The sequence below is a fragment of the Curtobacterium sp. MCLR17_032 genome, assembly GCF_003234795.2.
Taxonomy (GTDB): Bacteria; Actinomycetota; Actinomycetes; order Actinomycetales; family Microbacteriaceae; genus Curtobacterium.
In genome coordinates this window covers 1,352,763-1,370,188 of the sequence record NZ_CP126268.1, presented here as the reverse complement: position 1 = coordinate 1,370,188, position 17,426 = coordinate 1,352,763, and the positions used below count along the sequence as shown (strand labels likewise).

The 17,426-nt window shown below is 66.9% G+C and carries 15 protein-coding genes; 11 read left to right on the top strand and 4 right to left on the bottom strand.

The window, feature by feature from the left end; all coding sequences use genetic code 11:
• Positions 1-25 precede the first annotated feature (25 nt).
• Complete coding sequence (locus DEI97_RS06480) at positions 26-3,526, bottom strand: TM0106 family RecB-like putative nuclease (RefSeq protein WP_258376711.1); 3,501 nt, start codon at positions 3,524-3,526, stop codon at positions 26-28.
• A gap of 112 nt (positions 3,527-3,638) precedes the next feature.
• Between DEI97_RS06480 and DEI97_RS06475 the strand changes: the two genes are divergently transcribed.
• Positions 3,639-3,941 (top strand): hypothetical protein, encoded by a 303-nt coding sequence (locus DEI97_RS06475; RefSeq protein ID WP_258376710.1) that lies wholly within the window; start codon positions 3,639-3,641, stop codon positions 3,939-3,941.
• 28 nt (positions 3,942-3,969) lie between these two features.
• Positions 3,970-4,338: a hypothetical protein gene (locus DEI97_RS06470; RefSeq protein WP_111075001.1), complete on the top strand. Its 369-nt coding sequence runs from the start codon at positions 3,970-3,972 to the stop codon at positions 4,336-4,338.
• Positions 4,339-4,361: 23 nt separating this feature from the next.
• Here the strand turns inward: DEI97_RS06470 and DEI97_RS06465 are convergent, their stop codons facing one another.
• Positions 4,362-4,580, bottom strand: coding sequence for a DUF1653 domain-containing protein (locus tag DEI97_RS06465; RefSeq protein WP_111075000.1), 219 nt, complete (start codon positions 4,578-4,580; stop codon positions 4,362-4,364).
• A 74-nt stretch (positions 4,581-4,654) separates the two neighbouring features.
• On the opposite strand from DEI97_RS06465, the gene DEI97_RS06460 reads away from it, so the two are divergent.
• Genes DEI97_RS06460 through DEI97_RS06450 form a run of 3 tightly spaced genes read left to right on the top strand, consistent with a single transcriptional unit; the run spans position 4,655 to position 6,183 of the window.
• Entirely contained in the window at positions 4,655-5,173 is a 519-nt protein-coding gene (locus DEI97_RS06460; RefSeq protein ID WP_111074999.1) for a hypothetical protein, read from the top strand.
• Positions 5,174-5,227: 54 nt separating this feature from the next.
• A complete protein-coding gene (locus DEI97_RS06455; RefSeq protein WP_111074998.1) occupies positions 5,228-5,707 on the top strand; it encodes a thioredoxin family protein in 480 nt (159 codons plus the stop codon).
• On the top strand, positions 5,704-6,183 hold the full coding sequence (locus tag DEI97_RS06450; RefSeq protein WP_111074997.1) for a DUF4395 domain-containing protein: 480 nt from the start codon (positions 5,704-5,706) through the stop codon (positions 6,181-6,183). Before DEI97_RS06455 ends, DEI97_RS06450 begins: the two co-directional genes overlap by 4 nt.
• 63 nt (positions 6,184-6,246) lie before the next feature.
• Here the strand turns inward: DEI97_RS06450 and DEI97_RS06445 are convergent, their stop codons facing one another.
• On the bottom strand, positions 6,247-7,194 hold the full coding sequence (locus tag DEI97_RS06445) for an ADP-ribosylglycohydrolase family protein (RefSeq protein ID WP_111074996.1): 948 nt from the start codon (positions 7,192-7,194) through the stop codon (positions 6,247-6,249).
• 93 nt (positions 7,195-7,287) lie between these two features.
• On the opposite strand from DEI97_RS06445, the gene DEI97_RS06440 reads away from it, so the two are divergent.
• The 6 genes from DEI97_RS06440 to DEI97_RS06415 all read left to right on the top strand — a co-directional run bounded on the left by DEI97_RS06440 (position 7,288) and on the right by DEI97_RS06415 (position 16,123).
• Positions 7,288-7,941 (top strand): NUDIX hydrolase, encoded by a 654-nt coding sequence (locus DEI97_RS06440; RefSeq protein ID WP_111074995.1) that lies wholly within the window; start codon positions 7,288-7,290, stop codon positions 7,939-7,941.
• 155 nt (positions 7,942-8,096) lie between these two features.
• Entirely contained in the window at positions 8,097-9,761 is a 1,665-nt protein-coding gene (locus DEI97_RS06435; RefSeq protein ID WP_111074994.1) for an N-6 DNA methylase, read from the top strand.
• 5 nt (positions 9,762-9,766) lie between these two features.
• Complete coding sequence (locus tag DEI97_RS06430; RefSeq protein ID WP_220039205.1) at positions 9,767-10,693, top strand: PaeR7I family type II restriction endonuclease; 927 nt, start codon at positions 9,767-9,769, stop codon at positions 10,691-10,693.
• Positions 10,683-11,864 (top strand): DUF262 domain-containing protein, encoded by a 1,182-nt coding sequence (locus DEI97_RS06425; protein WP_111074993.1) that lies wholly within the window; start codon positions 10,683-10,685, stop codon positions 11,862-11,864. The genes DEI97_RS06430 and DEI97_RS06425 overlap by 11 nt, the downstream gene beginning before the upstream one ends.
• Before the next feature lie 281 nt (positions 11,865-12,145).
• Positions 12,146-13,216, top strand: a complete 1,071-nt coding sequence (locus DEI97_RS06420; protein ID WP_146248148.1) for an OLD family protein — start codon at positions 12,146-12,148, stop codon at positions 13,214-13,216.
• Between the two features lie 213 nt (positions 13,217-13,429).
• Positions 13,430-16,123, top strand: a complete 2,694-nt coding sequence (locus DEI97_RS06415) for a DEAD/DEAH box helicase (RefSeq protein WP_111074992.1) — start codon at positions 13,430-13,432, stop codon at positions 16,121-16,123.
• Positions 16,124-16,134: 11 nt separating this feature from the next.
• On the opposite strand, the gene DEI97_RS06410 is transcribed toward DEI97_RS06415, so the two are convergent.
• A complete protein-coding gene (locus tag DEI97_RS06410; RefSeq protein WP_111074991.1) occupies positions 16,135-17,406 on the bottom strand; it encodes an exonuclease domain-containing protein in 1,272 nt (423 codons plus the stop codon).
• Between the last annotated feature and the right edge of the window lie 20 nt (positions 17,407-17,426).

Below are 17,426 nucleotides of genomic sequence, written 5' to 3'. Positions count from 1 at the left end.
CTGAGGGCTCCGGCGCCCTACCGGGTCACTCCCGCGGTGCCACCAACTCGATGAACCGCGACAACAACCCCAGCCCCGCGATCGACGGCGGCAGCGCCGTGGTCAACGCAGGCGAGTGCACGAGGTACGCCGCCCACTTCGCCCGCGACAGCGCCACGTTCAGCCGGTTCGGCATGAGCAGGAAGTCGAGCCCGCGTGGGATGTCCGCCGCCGAGGACGCGGCCAGCGAGGTGATCGAGACCACCGCCTCCCGGCCCTGGAACAGGTCGACGGTCCCGACCTGCGTGCCGGTGTACCCGGCCCGGTCGAGGGCGTCGCGGATCACCGCACCCTGCGCGTTGTAGGGCGCGACGACGATGACGTCCTCGTCGGTCAGTTGGCGGGTGCCGTGGTCGTCGGTCCAGGTGCGGCCGACGACGTCGGCGACGAGAGCGACGACCCGCGCCGCTTCCTCGGGCGACGAGGTCGTGTTGCCTGCGTGCACGACCGGCACCGGGTGCACGCCGGGGTCGATCCCGTCGAGGTGCCGCCCGGACACCATCGACGCGAGCTGCCCGTCGTACGACAAACCGGAGACAGCCGCGGTCAGGGCCGGCTCCATCCGCCGGGTCCGCGCGAGGAAGTACCCGAACTCCGGCGGCAGCACGTGCTCCCCGTCCGCCAGCCAGCCGAGCGCGGACTCGTCGACCGGCTCCGGGTGCGAGCCCTGCGACACCTGCGGCAGCTGCTGCGGGTCGCCGAGCAGCAGCAGGCGGGTGGCCGCGATGGCGGAGGCGATCGTCGGCGCGAGGGAGAACTGCCCCGCCTCGTCGACGACGAGCAGGTCCAGGGAGTGCCGAGCGACGGTCGACTCGTTCGCGAACGTCCACGCCGTCCCGCCGACGACTCCCCCGGTGCCGGTGTCGGCGCAGGACTGCAGGAACGCCGCGATCGCCGCGCCGTTCTTCACGGGCGTCCACTCGGCAGCCTCGACGTCTTCGGGGTCGGCGCCGCTCTTCGGCTGCTTCACCACACGGTCGGCGGGGACCCCGGCGGCGATCACCGCGTCGAGGAAGTTCTCGCTGGTCGCGTGCGACTGTCCGACGACGCCGACCCGCCACCCGTGCTCACGCACGAGCTTCGCCACGACGTTCGACCCGACGTACGTCTTGCCCGTGCCGGGAGGCCCCTGGATCGCCAGGTACGACCGGTCCAGCCCGAGCAGGGTCGCCACCACGGCGCCCACCGTGTCGTCCCCCGCGACCGGTACGAGGGGCCCGCGAGGCGGCACCCGCCGCAGCAGGTCGAGCGCCGGGTCGGGCAGCATCTCCGGCAGCGCGTCGAGCACCTCGGCACCCCACTCGGCGATCGCCTCGGGCTGCGGCTTCGCCCGCGGGGGTGAGGACGGCGCGAGGGCGACCGGGTACCCGGCGTGCGGCTCCCCGCCGCCGACGGGCAGGCGTTCGAGCACGAGCACCTCGGTGGCATCGCCGTCGTCCCACACCTCAAGGATCGTGGCGCGGTCGGTGGCGCCCTTCGAGCCGGGGCCCGGGGCGGTGATCGACGCCGGGAGTGGGTCGTCGTACACGAGGTGGGGCGCGCCTCCCGACCGGAGTCTGGAGCCGGGCGCGAGCGTCCCCGACAACCGGATCTCCCGCGACTGTGAGCGGGCGCGCGGCAGCGTCGCCCAGTCCCGCTCGACGGAGGCGCGTTCGACGACGAGCACGTCGCGGGTGTCGGCCCACTCGTCGACGGGGTTCCGCAGCCGGTCGAAGTGGTCCTGCCAGAACGTCTTCGCCTCGCGGCGGTGGTAGTCGATGGCGGCTGCGGCGAGCGCCAACGCGGTCTGGTCGGGCGTGCGGTCGAGGGCGTCGACGTCCGCCGTCTCGGCGGCGAGCGCAACGTAGACCGGGTTCGGCTCGCGCTCGACCGGGAGGGGCGGCAGGCCCTCCAGCTCGACCGTCGTCGTGGCGTCCGGGGCGTGTTCGGCGCGGAGGCCCAGCAACCAGTCCCGCAGGCGCAGCGTCGACCGGCAGTCGTAGGCGTTGTAGTCGGCGACCTGGTCGAGCTGCCACTGCCCCACGACGGCGTCACCGGTGCGGAGTTCGGTGACGGCGTCGACGTAGGCGGTGATGCTGTCGGCCGCGTTGGTGACGTCGCTCAGCCGCAGGTCATCGCCCATGTACAGCGGCTCGAGCTTCTTGATCGAGTAGCTGCGGCTGCCGACGACCAGTGCCTTCCGCACGATCGGGTACAGGTCGACGAGGACGCCGGCGCGCAGCAGGTCGTCGACCGCGTCCTCCCCCACCCCGTGCCGGGCCGCGAGGGACAGCAGGTGCGTCCGCTCGTACGCGGCGTAGTGGTAGATGTGCATGTCCGGGTACTGCTCCCGGCGCTCGGCGATGTGCGCCAGGAAGTCCACGAGCGCCTGTCGCTCGTCGCGGATCGTGTGCGCCCAGAACGCCCGGAACTCGGCCTGGTCGTCGACGAGTCCGAACAGGTAGTCGAGGCCCCAGTGCACGCCGTCCTCGGTGTGCAGCGGGTCGCCCTCGAAGTCGAAGAAGACGTCGCCGGGGTCCGGTGCGGGGATCGCGTCGAGGGCCCGTGGGTCGAGGACCTCGAAGGCAGGTCCGGTCCGGCTTGTGTCCGCCCCGTCGCTGCGGTTCGCCGCGCGCTCCGTCTCGATCTGGAGGCTCGCCTGACGCACCAGACGATCCAGTGTCGTCTTCGACATGGTCGCCACCGGTGCGGTCCGGACCGCCAGGTCGTCGATCGACCGCACGCCCTGCCGGATCAGCTTCGTCCGCTGGTCGAGGCGCATGCCGGCGACGAGGACCAGGTCGCGGTGTCGTTGCACCTCCTGCTGGCAGGCGGCGCACCGGCCGCAGCTGGAGTACCGGGGGTCGCCCCACAGCATCGGCTCGTCCGCGGCCATCCGCTCGGCGATCACCCGGATCAGCTCGGCGCGCTGCGTGCGGTACACCGGCACGATGTCGGCCAGCTCGTGCGTGGTCGTCGTGCGGTCGCCGAGGACCAGGTGCACCTGCTGCCCGGTCGGGATGCCGTGCGCGCGCATCTGCTCGGCGTAGGCGGCGAGCTGCAGCAGGGCGCTGATCTTGGCGTGGCGGGCGAGCTTGGTGTCGTAGACCTCGTACTCGCCGCGGTCGTTGCGGATGATGAAGTCCGCGAAGCCGATGAAGCCCGTGCCGTCGGCTGACGCGGGGACGTGGAACGTCGGTTGGTACAGGACGTCTGCGCCGTCCCGCATGGCTTGCAGCGCCTTTGAAGCTTCTGATCCGTAGTCAGAAGGTCTGGGTCGGTCGAACTCCACCACGTCGTGGGACTGCTTGAGGATCTCGAGGTAGTCCAGTTCGTGCTTGTCACCCAGGCGTGCGGTGCGGTCGAGCATGTCGTCGTGCTCATCCGGCAGGGGTTTGCCGCGGCCGAGCTTGGCGTCGAGGCGGCGGAGGAACGCCCACTCGCAGGTCGCCCACGTGGTGAGGTCGCTCGGGCTGAGCAGGGCTCGGCCGTCCTCGGTGATCTGCACTGCGCTCCCTGCTGTCGTGGTCTGACCAGGGTAGGGGCGGGCACCGACGCCACTTGAGTGGACTGCTGATATCTGAGACGTTGGGTCGCAGTTGCGTCGAGGGGGGATGTCCGTGAGGATCGTCAAGGCCGCATGGCTTGCCGTCAGTTCGGTGATCGGGTCCCTGGTCGCCCTCGCGACGATCGCGATGATCGCGACCGTGGCCGCTGCCGTCGGTGGGCAGCAAGTCCAGGTGCCAGGTCTCGTCATGGCTGTGCCGGGGGCCGAAGGGGAATCCGTGAGTGCCACGATCGACCGGACCGGAGTGCCGCTGTGGCTGGTTGTCATCGCACTGTCGTTCGCGGTGGCCGAGCTCCAGCGAGCGAGCAGGAAGAAGCGACGCAGCGGGCGCGCGTCCAGCGGTGATCCTCGCTAGCAGCAGGCCCGTCCCCTACGGTTGCCGCATGGAACCCGGGGACTCCAGCACCGAACTGCTGCGCAAGAACGCCAACCTGCTCATCGACCACGGTGCGAAGGACCAGTCCGTCGCGGCTGAGCTGGGCTTGCTCGTCCCGGGATGGAAGGGCACGGAGGGCATCGGCGGCAAGCTCGTCCTCACCTCGACCGCGCTGTTCTTCGAGGGACACGCGGTGAACCGCGTCCGTCCGCAGTTCGGCTTCCCCCTGTCCGAGATCGCCTCCCTCGAGGACGTCTCACGGGGCCTGTCACGCCAGCTCCGGGTCGAACTGCGGAGCGGTGTGCACGGGCGCTTCGTGGTCTGGGGTGTCCCCGGCCTCATCGCGGCGATCGAAGACGCCCGCGCCGCGCTCTGACCCGAAGCCGCGCCCGCGCCGCCTCAGGCTTCCAGGCGCACGAACCTCGGTCCGTCGTACCCGTCACGCGACACGTGCGCGGTGAAGTCCGCGAGGCCTCGTACCCAGTGCCCGTGCTCGCCGTACAGCGCCTGGTACACGACGACCGGCTCTTCGGTCTCGACGTCCTGCGCGAGGAGCACCACCTGGTACTCCCCGCCCTTGAAGTGCCGGTACCGCCCTGGGGTCACGTCGTCGCTCATCTCCCCGATGGTACGGAGGCGGCCGCCGACCGAGCGCCGCGGTTCCCGGTACGGTTTCGGTCGAAGGGGGAACGATGAGCGACAGCATCAACCGGTGGGGCGGAAGCGCGACCAAGGCGGAGGTGGCGCCGATGATCGTCGTGCGCCGGCCGCTGTTCCCCGGGGTGATCTTCTTGGCCCTCGGGGTGTTCGGCCTGGTGATCGGGATTCCGGGGATCGTCTTCCAGCTCACGGCCGGCTCCGATGACAGTCCTGCGTTCGGGATCCTCTTCGGCCTCGGAGCCGTCTTCCTGCTGTTCGGCCTGGCCCTCGCCGCGGGCCGCATCAACGTGTACGACCGGCACTACGACGTGAAGTCGGGGTTCGGCAAGTTCCGTCGGCGCGAGGTCGACGACATCCACACCCTTCGCTTCGGCAAGCAGTCGAACGGTGGTGGGCCGACCTTCATCAGCCTCACCGCTTGGAACGAGCAGCGGAAGAAGCAGTTCATGGTCTTCACGAACTACCGCGGCTACCGTCAGTTCACCGCATGGCTCGACAAGCGGCGCCCCGAGCAGTGGGCCGAGTGCGAGCGGCTCGGCGTTTCCGACTAGTCACACCGCTCAACACCCTTGGTCCGGCGTATGGCACCCCGTAGTGTCCAGACCATGACCGTCGCCCTCTCGCTCGCGATCGTCGCCGGAGTCCTCGCCGTCGCGACGATCCTCGGCCTGCTGCTCCGCAGCCGCACCGGCCGAGCACGCGTGGTCACGTCTCAACGCAGCGATGCGACGACAGTTGCCGACCTCGCCGACCGGGAGGCGTTCGGAACCGCCGCCACGCTCCTCCAGTTCTCGACGCCCACGTGCGCACGCTGCCCCGCCACGGCGAGGCAGCTCGACGCGGTCGCCGCATCGAAGTCGACGACAACGACAACGACAACGACGCACGGTCCGGCCCGCGTCCGCCGGCTCGAGATCGACCTCGCCGAACGCCCGGAGCTCGCCCGGCGCTTCGACGTGATGCAGACCCCGACCGTGCTCCTCGTGGACGGAACCCAGAACGTCCGTGCCCGCTTCGGTGGACCGCCCCGCCAGCCCGAACTCATCGCCGCGCTCGACGCCGTCCTCACCGAGGAGCACCCATGACCACCAGCCCCGCCCCCTCCCGAGGGATCGACCCGCGTTCGCCCCGCTTCGGCGCCGCGATCACGACGGTCTTGCTCGCGCTCGACATCGTCCTCACCCTCAACGACAGCACGCGGACGGTCGGCCTCGTCCTGCTTGCCGTCATCGCCGCGCTCTTCGCCTGGGGAGGCCTGGCCGGCATCGCCCGCCACCCGTACGGCGCGGTGTTCCGCCGCCTGGTCCGCCCCCGGATCGGCCCGCCCGCCGAACTCGAGGCGCCCGAGCCCCCGACCTTCGCCCAACGTGTCGGCCTCGTCGTGACCGGTGTCGCCCTCGTCCTGGCGCTGATCGGCGTCTCCTACGCCGCACCGGTCGGCGCTGCCGTCGCCCTGGTCGCCGCGTTCCTCAACGCGGCGTTCGACGTCTGCATCGGGTGCCTGATGTACGTCTGGCTCGTGCGCGTCGGCGTCTTCCGCGGTCGCAGCAGCGTCGCATAGCACCGGCCCGGCGTCGGAAACTCCCCCCACGGCAGCTTCCGACACCGACTCCGGCGCCCGAGATCAGCGCCCGCCGACCGCCTGCTCCGACATCGCCACGAGGTCGTCCGCCCGCAGCTCCGGCCACCCGTGCAGGACGGCTCGCCACTCCTCCGGCAGCGCCGCAGCCCCGTACAGCGCACCGGCGAGGCCACCCGCGATCGCCGCGACCGTGTCCGTGTCGTTGCCCGACCTGACCGCGCGGATAAGGGCGTCCTCGAGCGAGGTCGACGACCGCACCGCCGCGTAGGCCGCCTGCAGCGCCGACACGACCCACCCGTTCGTCGCGGTGAAGGCCACCGGCTCCGCGTGTTCCGCGGCGACGAGTCGCTCCGTCCACGTCCGTCGAGCCGCCGGCGCGAGCAGGTCCAGCCCCCGCAGGACGTCGAGCTCGCCGTGTAGCACCGCGTGCCGGATCGCGACGCACCACAGCACGCACGCGTCCCCCGCGTCCGCTTCGTGGTGCGTCAGGTCACTGACGGCGCGCGCCGCCGAGGCGAGCCGCTCCTCCTCACCGTCGTCGCCGCGCAGATACGCGAGGACCAACGGCACGGTCCGCATCAGCGACCCGTTGCCGGCCGACCGGCCGGTCGACTCGTGCACCCGCCGGGCAGCGAGCCGACTGGCGGCGGCGGTCCGCGCCTCCAGGCTGGCGAAGACCTGTCGGGTCTGGATGCCGACGTCGGGTGCGTCCAGCGCCCACTTCGCCCAGGCGGCGACCAAGCCGTCGAGGGTGGCTTCCGCTGCCGGGTCATCGCCTCGGGCGACGGCCTGGAGGATCGGCACGGCCATGCTCGTGTCGTCCGTCCACTCCCCTGGTCGCCACCCGAACGAGCCGCCACCCTGCATCAGGATCGGCGTCGGTTCCGGGACGGGTGGGCCGAACTCGTAGCCGGCGCCGAGGGCGTCACCGGCGGCGGAGCCGAGGACGGCGCCGACGGCGCGGTCGAGGATCGTGGTGTGCTCGGTCATGACGAGACCTCCGGATCGGATTAGCGCAGTTCCGCGCCAATCCGATCCTGCACCCGTCTGGTGATTAGCGCAAGTGCGCGTAAACTCCCGTCCGTGGCTGACACCGAGTACCGCGACCCGAGCGGCAAGCGCCTGGCGGACTACCCGCACCCCTCCGTGGCGGTCGACACCGCGGTCATGACAGTCATCGACGGAGAGCTGTCGGTGCTGCAGGTCCGCGACGCCGTCGACGGTGACTGGCGGCTACCGGGGACGTTCGTGCACGAGGGCGAACGCCTCGCCGACTCGGTGCTGCGGTCCTTGCGCGAAAAGGCCGGCGTCGAGGGACTCGCACCGCGGCAGCTGCACGTGTTCGACGACCCGGCGCGCGACTCGCGGGGGTGGGTGCTGTCGGTGGCGCACCTCGACGTCGTGCCCGCGGCTGCACTGACGATCGACTCCGGGCGGGCGCGTCTGGTGCCCGTCGCGGCAGCGGGAGCGATGGTGCACGCGCACGACGACATCCTCGAGTACGCAGTGGTGCAGCTACGAGAGGACCACCGGGAGCGGCCGGACCCGCACGGGCTACTCGCGGAGCCGTTCACGATGACCGAACTGCGGCGGTTGCACGAAGTGGTGCTCGGGGCGGAGTTGCAGCCGGACACCTTCCGGAGGGCGATGGTGGGGCGGCTCGTGGTGGCCGAAGGGAAGCGGGCGGAGGGGCCGGGGAAGCCGGCGGGGTTGTACCGGCGTCCCCATCAACCTTGAGCGGAACCCACCCGGGCGTTGGGCAGATGCCCCGCACGGGGCCACTCGCGCCACGTGGAGGACGACAGCCGCACCTTGACTGAGTTTCGATCACATGACCGACGCACGCCCAACAGCGCCGTCGCAAAGTCGGAGCGGTAGGGCAGGATGGACCTATGACTGAGGCCCCCGCGTTTGGTGTCGATACGGCTGAGCTGCGCAAGGCCCGTGGGGCGTTTTTCACGCCACCCAAGGTGGCGAAGTTCATCGCCGACTGGGCGATTCGCACGGGTAACGAGGAAGTCTTAGAGCCCTCATGCGGTGAGGCAGCGTTTCTGCTCGCCGCAGCCGACCGCTTCAAGCGCCTCGGCACTGACGACATCCCGACCTTGCACGGCGTCGAGCTGCACGCCAAGTCCGCCCAAACCGCAAAAGCCCTGGTCGAACAGGCCGGAATGCACGCCGAGATCGTAACGAGCGATTTCTTCCTACTGGAGCCCGCACCTCGATATGACGCGGTTATCGGTAATCCTCCCTACATCCGATATCAAGACTTCGCGGGCGAATCTCGCACCAGGTCACGCGCGGCGGCGTTGCGGGGCGGAGTACACCTGACAGCACTCGCGTCAAGCTGGGCGGCTTTCGCTGTACAATCAGCCTTGTTTTTGAAGCCGGGCGGACGAATGGGCTTAGTGCTCCCTGCGGAACTACTTAGTGTGAACTACGCCGCCGAAATTCGCTCCTTCCTGATGCGCTCATTTCAGGAGGTGCAGTTGGTGATGTTCGAAGAGCGAGTTTTTCCCGGAGTCCTGGAAGAAGTGGTCTTACTACTTGCAGACGGATACCAATGGGGCTCTGCAACTCGAATGTCGATTCAACAACTCTCATCTCCCGACGACTTAACACCGGATTCAATCGCATACCCTTGGACCCCAGCCACACTTGGAGGAAAGTGGACACCCTCCCTACTCGATCGCGACGCCCTCGAGGCATATAGCGTCGCCGTGCAGTCTGAAGCCTTTACACGACTTGACGGATGGGGCGATACGACCCTCGGAATGGTTACTGGTAATAACAAGTATTTCGCTCTCTCCCCGGCACGGGTTCGCGAGCTTGGACTCGCTCAAAGTGAGCTTGTCCGCCTGTCTCCGCCCGGATCGAAACATCTACGCGGACTGGAGCTGACGCGGGATCGGCTTCGAAAGCTGGGCGAAAACGGATCGGCAACCTGGATGTTTCGCCCGCCCGGACGCCCGACGCCGGCAGCGCAGGCGTACATCGATGCGGGGCACCAGGCCGGCGTCGATACTGCATACAAGTGCCATACGCGGTCCCCTTGGTGGCGGGTCCCGCTCATCCGCCCGGCCGACCTCTTTTTAACGTACATGAACTCTGACACTCCTCGGATAACGACCAACAGGGCTAACGCACACCATCTAAACAGCATCCACGGCATCTATTTGAAGACGAAGCTGCGGACCGACGGTCGGGATCTCCTTCCAGTCGCTTCTTTGAATAGCATCACCCTGCTTGGCGCCGAGATGGTTGGGCGCGCCTATGGCGGGGGGATGCTGAAGATCGAACCCCGCGAAGCAGACGACCTCCCCGTACCGTCTCCACTGCTTATAGACACCGCCAGGGAGGAACTAACGAGAATCAAGCCGAAGGTTAGAGGTCGGCTACGTGCTGGAGACCTTCTCGGCGCAAGCGCACTGGTCGACAAAGTGATTCTCGCGAACAGCAAGAATTCCAGCCCCGAACAAATCGCGGCAATACGCAGCGCTCGCGCAGCCCTGTATGCCCGCCGTGTCGCGCGTGCTGGCGAACCCAAAGGAGCTTGATACGTTTGCCGGTTAAAACAGACTCTTTCAGCATCTTTGACAGTACGCTCGCGGCCACCTTGTTGACCGATCCGTGGCTACATTCCAACGGTGAAGAACCCAAATATGGGCCTGACTACGGTTTACTGGAACGTTTACTCACGATACCGGTCACGACGAACAAAACCTCGGCCAGCGGCTCTCTCGCAGGCGGTGTCGACTCATGGCTCGCACACGAACTCCGCCGCGCCGGTTTCAGCGAGGATGAGGTCTGGCCACGTGCGACACGGCCACGTGTTTTACCGCGAGATGTCGCGACGCTCTTGAACAAGCTTCCAAAGATTCTCGCAGATGAGATACGCGCGAGAATCGAGAACATGCCCGCTGTGGCACCTTCAGATGCACACTTCCTCGGCCGAGCATACGACAAGCAAGTAGACGTTGCAATCGCTCGATGGGATCGTGGACCAGAGCTACTTCTGAGTACGAAAACGCAGGTTTCTTCTTTCGGAAAAAACCTTTCAAATCGGTTCGAGGAAGCTTACGGCGACGCTGCAAATCTGTCGTCAAGGTACCCACTGGCCGCCGTTGGATTTTTCTTTGTCCAGCGAGACACGATTCTGCGGGACGAGCCAGATGCGTTCGAGCGCACCATTGACATGATGCGAAAGCTGCGGAACCTTGGAGGGACCAACGGATATACGGCCACCGGCCTGGCTTTAATTCACTACGACGACCCGTCCGAGAGCTCGGCCTCATCTGATGTTCGACTAATCCTTGACCGCGTACCCCAAGATGTTAGACCAGAACAATTCATGGTCGGCATGCTTCGAAAGGTTCTGGACGCGACGCCCGTTTCTCAACATGTCGCCGTCCGCGGTCGCATGGAACGCCGCGCGATCCCGATCGCTGAGGACGACCCATTTACCGCGGAGGGAACAAATGAAGATTGAAAAGTCGGACCCACAGCTGGAAACCCTCATGAGTCGGGTTCGGGCCGATGAGCTCGATCTACAGCCGGACTTTCAGCGAGGAGAAGTATGGGACTCTAAGCGCCGTCAACGTCTAGTCGATACGGTGTTGAGAGGCTGGTACGTCCCTGCGGTGCACATCGTGAGGAGCCCGGAGGGCGAAGAGGAGGTCTTAGACGGGCAACAGCGTCTGGCAGCAATCCGTGCATTCTTCGACGATAAGGTTCGCATCGATGGGACGATCGAGCCTCAAGACCCAAACATCAAACAGCTTCATGGGCTGAAATACTCACAACTTCCCGAGCAGAAGCGTCGTGCTGTAAATCGGTTTGTGCTTCAAACGATCACACTGACTGATTATTCACCCGAAGAACCGAACGAGTTATTCTTTCGACTCAATCAGGCTTACAATCTCACGCCACCTGAGAAGCGAAACGCGCTTCGCGGGGATGCACGGGACCAGGTGAAGGCTCTTGTGACTCGCCTGACGGAGAATGGACTCCTTACCCGCGATAAGATCGGCTTCAGCAACGGTCGCCTCGCTTACGACGACATTGTTGCTCGGGCCTGCGTGACGCTTGAGAACAGCACTCTCCGCACACACATCAACAATTCTGTAGTGGAGACTTTCTACAGGCAAGAAGGCGGTTTCCGCGGGACTGTTATGGAGGCGGTCGAAAACGCCTCGCGCAGATTGCTTGCACAAATCGACACTGCGAATGCATCCGGGCAAAAAATCCGCTTCAATAAGGGGACGCTACAGACGTGGATAATATTCTTTGCCTGGACGTCGTCCATTTCAGACGAGACTCCGAGTGATCTCCTCAATTGTTTCGAACAAGACAGATCGCAGGTTCGTACCGGGGAATTTGACATTTCTTCGGCGGAACTACAAGCACGGATGCAGATACTCCGCCTCTATGACGATCGGGCCTCGTATCGAGTGACGGACGTTTCTTCGGTACTGATTCGAGACCTCGCCCTGCAGCTCTACGCGCAATCAGTGTTCGGCTGGCCGGCGCTGCGGAAATCAGACGTACTGCTAGACGAAATTATCACCCACCCAGACCAGGCGCAGACTTTGGTTGCCCGTTTTCTTGACGCTGATACCGTCGGCTGGGGCAGCCTGCATTCTTCGTCCTCAGGACTATGAGATCAGCGCGTGAGGCCGATGTTTGGCCGAATCTCATCAAACGATTCAATGATCTCGTACCAGAGGAGGTAACCACACAGGGCGTTACGTTCGATCTGTCCAAGCCCTGCACGGTATTGGGTGGCAGAAACGGCGCTGGGAAATCGCGGGCCCTTCGCTCTCTCGCAAAAGAGCTCGAAACGCGAGCCGTCCATATCGATATCCCGACTCTGTGTGAGCAGGTCCTGAGTGTTGTCCGTGGTCTCTCTGATGTTGAGGATCTCAAGGAAGCAACGGGACCGATGCCGATCAGCAGCCAACGAATTGATGACCTCAAACGTGTAGTCGGCCGTGATTATGACCAGGTCGACTGGTACGGTTTCGACATCGTGCCCGGAGATGACGATATTGCGGAGGCTCTGACTTGGGGCTCCGATCAGCCGTTAACGCCCTACTTCGAGGCCCGCTATAGATCCACTAGCTACACCGGCGCCACTATGGGGTTGGGTGAATATTCCACTCATCTTTTGTTCTGGGTTCTGCAACAATATGACCACGTTGATGACCTCGTCATACTAATAGATGAGCCCGACGCGTATCTCCCGCCCGCGGCCGCGTCCGGCTTACTTGCTAGGTTATTGAATCTCTGTAAGGAGCGGCGCGACCGAGGCTGGCGAGTAGTCATATCCACGCATTCTGCTGATATAATCGCGGATGCAGTCAGCTTATCTGCCTTCATTTACCTAGATATCGACCATGAGGGTAACACCGTCTCGACACATAGCAGTGAGGATCCGACAGTTGCAGACGTCCTGCTTGCTAGACCTCCTATCAAGCAGGTGCTTTTTGTAGAAGATGAAACGGCTCACTATCTTACTCAAGCGCTGCTTGCAACTTCAGGCCACGATGTCGTCGCTACAACAAGTGTCGTGTGGGGTCGCGGGTCGGGTAATCTCAAAGCGCTCGGCGACCACCTTCCGAGAAGGGAGCAAAACTCGCTCAGGTATGCCTTTGTGTATGATGGGGATCAACGGGGGAAAACGTTTATCCCTGCCAATAGCAGTGACCGGTGGCCGGCGGTATTCTTGCCAACTTCACTTGATCCTGACACACTGATCAGCAGAATCAATGATGTGGAATCCCTGTCGCGCAGGCTCGGCCAAGCTACGGCTTCCGTGGCTCGCGTCCTCGGTGTCCTAGAGGGCAGCGACCCTCATGACCGAGTTAATGGACTAGCGGACCGTTTCGGGCGGCAACTGGTCCTTCGCGCCCTGAGTGCACTTTGGGTCGAAGAGAACAACGCCGAAGCGGAATCTTTCATCGCGGACCTACAGAACGCGTTTCTTGACAATCGCAGGAGCCAGAACGCCTGAGAGGGCAAAAACGGGCGGTTTCCCTATAAGTACCACCACGGGCGAATTGGCTACACATGATATTTTTGATCGCTGATGTAGAAGACCGGAGTGATCAGATTATTGCAGTGGGCACTGAAAGTGTACTGTCAGGGAATTGTCCCTCGGGGTCCAGCTCCATCGTTCGCCGCTTGAGTCATCGATTCAAACGCTCGTTGAGCTGGAGGGGCACCAATGGTCGACCAAGCACTCCGTGACCGCCTACAGATGCTGTCCGAGGTGGCCATCGAGGTCCGCCACCACCGCGCCTCCATCCAGGACGCCGCCGCGACGGCCAAGGACACCCTCCTCACCCGCCGCCTCACGATCACCGGCCCGGCCCTCTCCTGCTCCGTCCTGCCCCTCCACCCCACCGACACGACCCTCGCGGCAGCGCTACAGCACGCCGCCACACTCCCCCACGCCGACCGCGCCGCCGAGGACGTCCTCACCGTCCTGACGAAGGACGTCCCCGCAGCCCTCGCCGACGAGGACGCCGCCTCCGGCATCGCCGGCATCTTCGCCGGCCGAGAGCGCCGTGAGGCCGCAGCCCGCGCCGAGCAGTACCTGACTAGCACCCTCGCGTGGCTCGACAACGGCGCCCTCACCGCGCTGAAGGCGATCGACACCCGCCATCTCCCCCGCCCCGATGCCACGCTCGACGCGCTCCTCGACACCGAGGGCCCGCTCCTCACCGCGACCGCGCACCTCGGCCCGGTCGCCCTGATCGACCTCGCCCCGATGGCGCACCTCCCCACCACGATCGCGACGCTCCGGTCGGTGGTCGACACCGAACAGGAGGCCCGTACGCGCGTCCTCGACGCCGGTCACCGTGTGCGGGACGTCGCGGCCCGGCGCGAGCTGAACACGATGGACATCGACCGCCTCCGCGAGGTCACGCGCGACCAGCTCCGCCTCGGCGCGGTCCGGGACGCCGGCATCCAGACCGTGGGCGAGCTCCTGCGGGCTCCGATCGTCGCCGGTCACCTGCCCGGCATCGGCGAGACGACGGCCGCGCGCATCAACGCCGCCGCCCGGTCGATGCAGGACGCGGCTCGCGAGGACGCCGCCATCCAAATCGACGCCCGTCGCCAGGACACGGCGAGCGTGGCCCTGGTCTCAGCACTCCGGCAGTGGGAGGCCGCCAAGAACGGCGGCGGCCCCCGCGCGGCCGTCCTCGTCGACGAACTCGCCCCCCTGGCGGACGCGGTCGCGCAGCGAGCGGTCCTGGGCATCGTGCACCAGCCGGGCGCACGGGCCTCCGGGTCGTTCAACCCGGCCGAGGGTGCCGTCGAGCGGATCGAGGCGGACGTCGACGACGCCCGCCAGCGCGCGGTCCGCGCAGCGGGCGACCGCGACCGGATCGCGACGACGGACGACTGGAGCGACTTCCTCGAGCGTCCGGCCAGCTACTTCGCCCTCTTGGACGAGGTCGGGCTCACCGACTCGACGACGGCCGGTCGCGGGTCGCTGCCCGAGGGCCTGATCGAGCAGATCGAACAGTTCCACCTGGACACGTCCCTCCTGTCCGCGTCGCTCCGCGGGTACCAGCGCTTCGGTGCGGCGTTCGCGCTCGTGCAGGAGCGGGTCGTGATCGGTGACGAGATGGGCCTCGGCAAGACGGTGGAGGCACTCGCGGCGATCGCGCACGTGGCCGCCACCGCGACCGACGGCACGCCCCGCTTCGTGGTCGTGTGCCCGGCCGCGGTGGTGGCGAACTGGCTGCGCGAGACCGAGAAGCACACGTCGGTGCCGGCGTTCCGCATCCACGGCGCCGAGCGGGTGCGCGGGATCAGCGGCTGGCTGCGTGAGGGCGGGGTCGCCGTCACGACGTTCGAGACGCTCGAGTGGTTCCGCGCGCACGTGCCCGAGGAGCAGCGGTTCGCTGCGGTCATCGTCGACGAGGCGCACTACGTCAAGAACCCCGACGCCAAGCGCACGAAGCACACCCGCGCGATCCTGGAACGCTCGGACCGGGCCCTGCTCATGTCCGGCACCCCGCTCGAAAACAAGGTCGAGGAGTTCCGGGTCCTCATCGACCACATCCGCCCGGACCTGATGGTCGACCAGGACGACGACGACCCGCTGGCGTTCCGCAAGCAGATCGCGCCCGTGTACCTCCGCCGCAGCCAGGAGGACGTCCTCACCGAGCTCCCCGAACTCGTCGAGGTCGAGGAGTGGACCGACCTCACCCCCGCCGAGGCAGAGCGCTACGCCGCCGCGGTCGGCAGCGACAGCTTCCACACGATGCGGCAGCTCGCGATGCTCGACGGCGCCGCCTCGAGCAAGATCGCCGCGCTGCGCGACGTCATCGCCGAGGCGCGCTCCACCGGCCGCAAGACCATCGTCTTCTCCCACTACCGTGCCGTCCTGGAGGCGGTGCTCGCCTCCGTCGACGGCACCGTCTTCGGTCCGTTGAGCGGTTCCACGTCCCCCTCCGGGCGGCAGGACCTGATCGACGAGTTCTCCGCCGCGGCCCCGGGATCGGTGCTGGTCGCGCAGATCATCGCCGGTGGCGTCGGCCTGAACATCCAGGCCGCATCGGTCGTGGTGATCTGCGAGCCGCAGCTCAAGCCGACGACGGAGTGGCAGGCGATCGCCCGAGCCCGACGCATGGGGCAGCTCGACGTCGTGCAGGTGCACCGGCTGCTGTCCGAGGACGGCGTCGACGCAGCCCTCGTCCGGATGCTCGCGCGGAAGACCCGCACGTTCGCGGACTTCGCCGCCGTCAGCGACACGGCGAGCGCGTCGGTGCAGGCGGTCGACATCTCCGAGTCACAGCTGATCGCGCAGGTGCTCGCCGACGAGCGGGCGCGACTGGCGGCAGAGCGAGCGCAGACGGCGGACGGGCGGACCGCCGGAGCCGCGACGCCGGAACCGGCCGTCTGACGGGCTGACCCCTACCTGGCGGCGGCGAGCGCCGCCTCCAGGACGTCCTCCTCGATGATCGGGATGCCGTACTGGCGGGCCTTCCGCGCCTTGCCGGACAGGCTGTCGACGTCGGCCGCGATGAGGACGGCCGTCTTCTTCGTGACGTTCGGCGCGGACCGGATGCCGAGCCGGGCCAGGTCCGCCTCGATCTCGGTCCGGCTCCGCCGCATCTCCCCGGTCAGCGTCACGATGCTGCCCTCGCCCAGGTCGATCGCGGGCTCCTCCGCGACGGGTGCGGGCGCAGCCTGCGTCGCTGCGGAGAACGACCGCGCGCCCATCCGCGCGGGCTGGCGGCTGTGGACCGCGTGCTCGAGCTCGTCGTCCGTGACGCCGAGCAGCCGTGCGACGCGTTCGAGCTGGATGTGGTCCTGGATCGTGAGGACCCCGCCTGCCCAGACGGCTTCGACCAGGTCGGCGAAGTAGCGCCGGTGCAGGTCGGCCCGCGCCTGCTCGCGCAGTCCGAACTCGCGTCCGAACGACGCGAGCTGGTCAGCGTCGTTCGCGGTCATCAGGTCGTCCGACAGCGCGCGGTCGAGGACGGCCGCGTAGAGCGTCGCCTCGGCGCCGCCGTCGACGGCGGGCAGACGGTCCGTCGCGACGTCCACGCGGGTGCGGTCCGCGGTGCCGGCCGAGCGGCGGCGTGCAGTCCACGGGGCGGTGCCGGACGGGAGGCCCGGCCACCGCAGTTCCGTGGCTCGCGTCCCCCAGGTGGTCCAGCGGGGATCCTGCCGGGAGGACCCGATGTACGCGCCGAGCAGGCTCGCGGTGGCGCGGGCGTCGGCGAGGGCTTCGTGCGCGTCGACGAGTTCGATGTCGTAGGCGCTGCAGCAGTCGGCGAGCTTCCGACCGGAGCCGGGCAGGAACTCCTGCGCCAGCCGCATCGTGCAGAGCGCGGTGCTCGCCTGCTTGAACGGGGACCGGTGGCCCAGCCGCTCGAACTCGGCGTGCAGGAACCGTGCTTCGAACGAGGCGTTGTGGGCGACGACGACCCGGCCGCGCAGCTTGTCGATCAGGTCGCCGGCGATGTCCGCGAAGGTCGGCGCACCGGTCATGTCGGCGCCGCGCAGGCGGTGGATGTGCACGGGGCCCAGGTCGCGCTCGGGGTTGACGACGGTCTCGAAGGTCCGCTCGACGTCGCCGTCGGGCGTGACGTGGACGATGCCGATCTCGATGATCCGGTGGCCGTACGAGGGCGCCAGGCCCGTCGTCTCGAGGTCGATCACTGCGTACCCGTTGTGCATCCTCAGTCCCCTCTGCACCC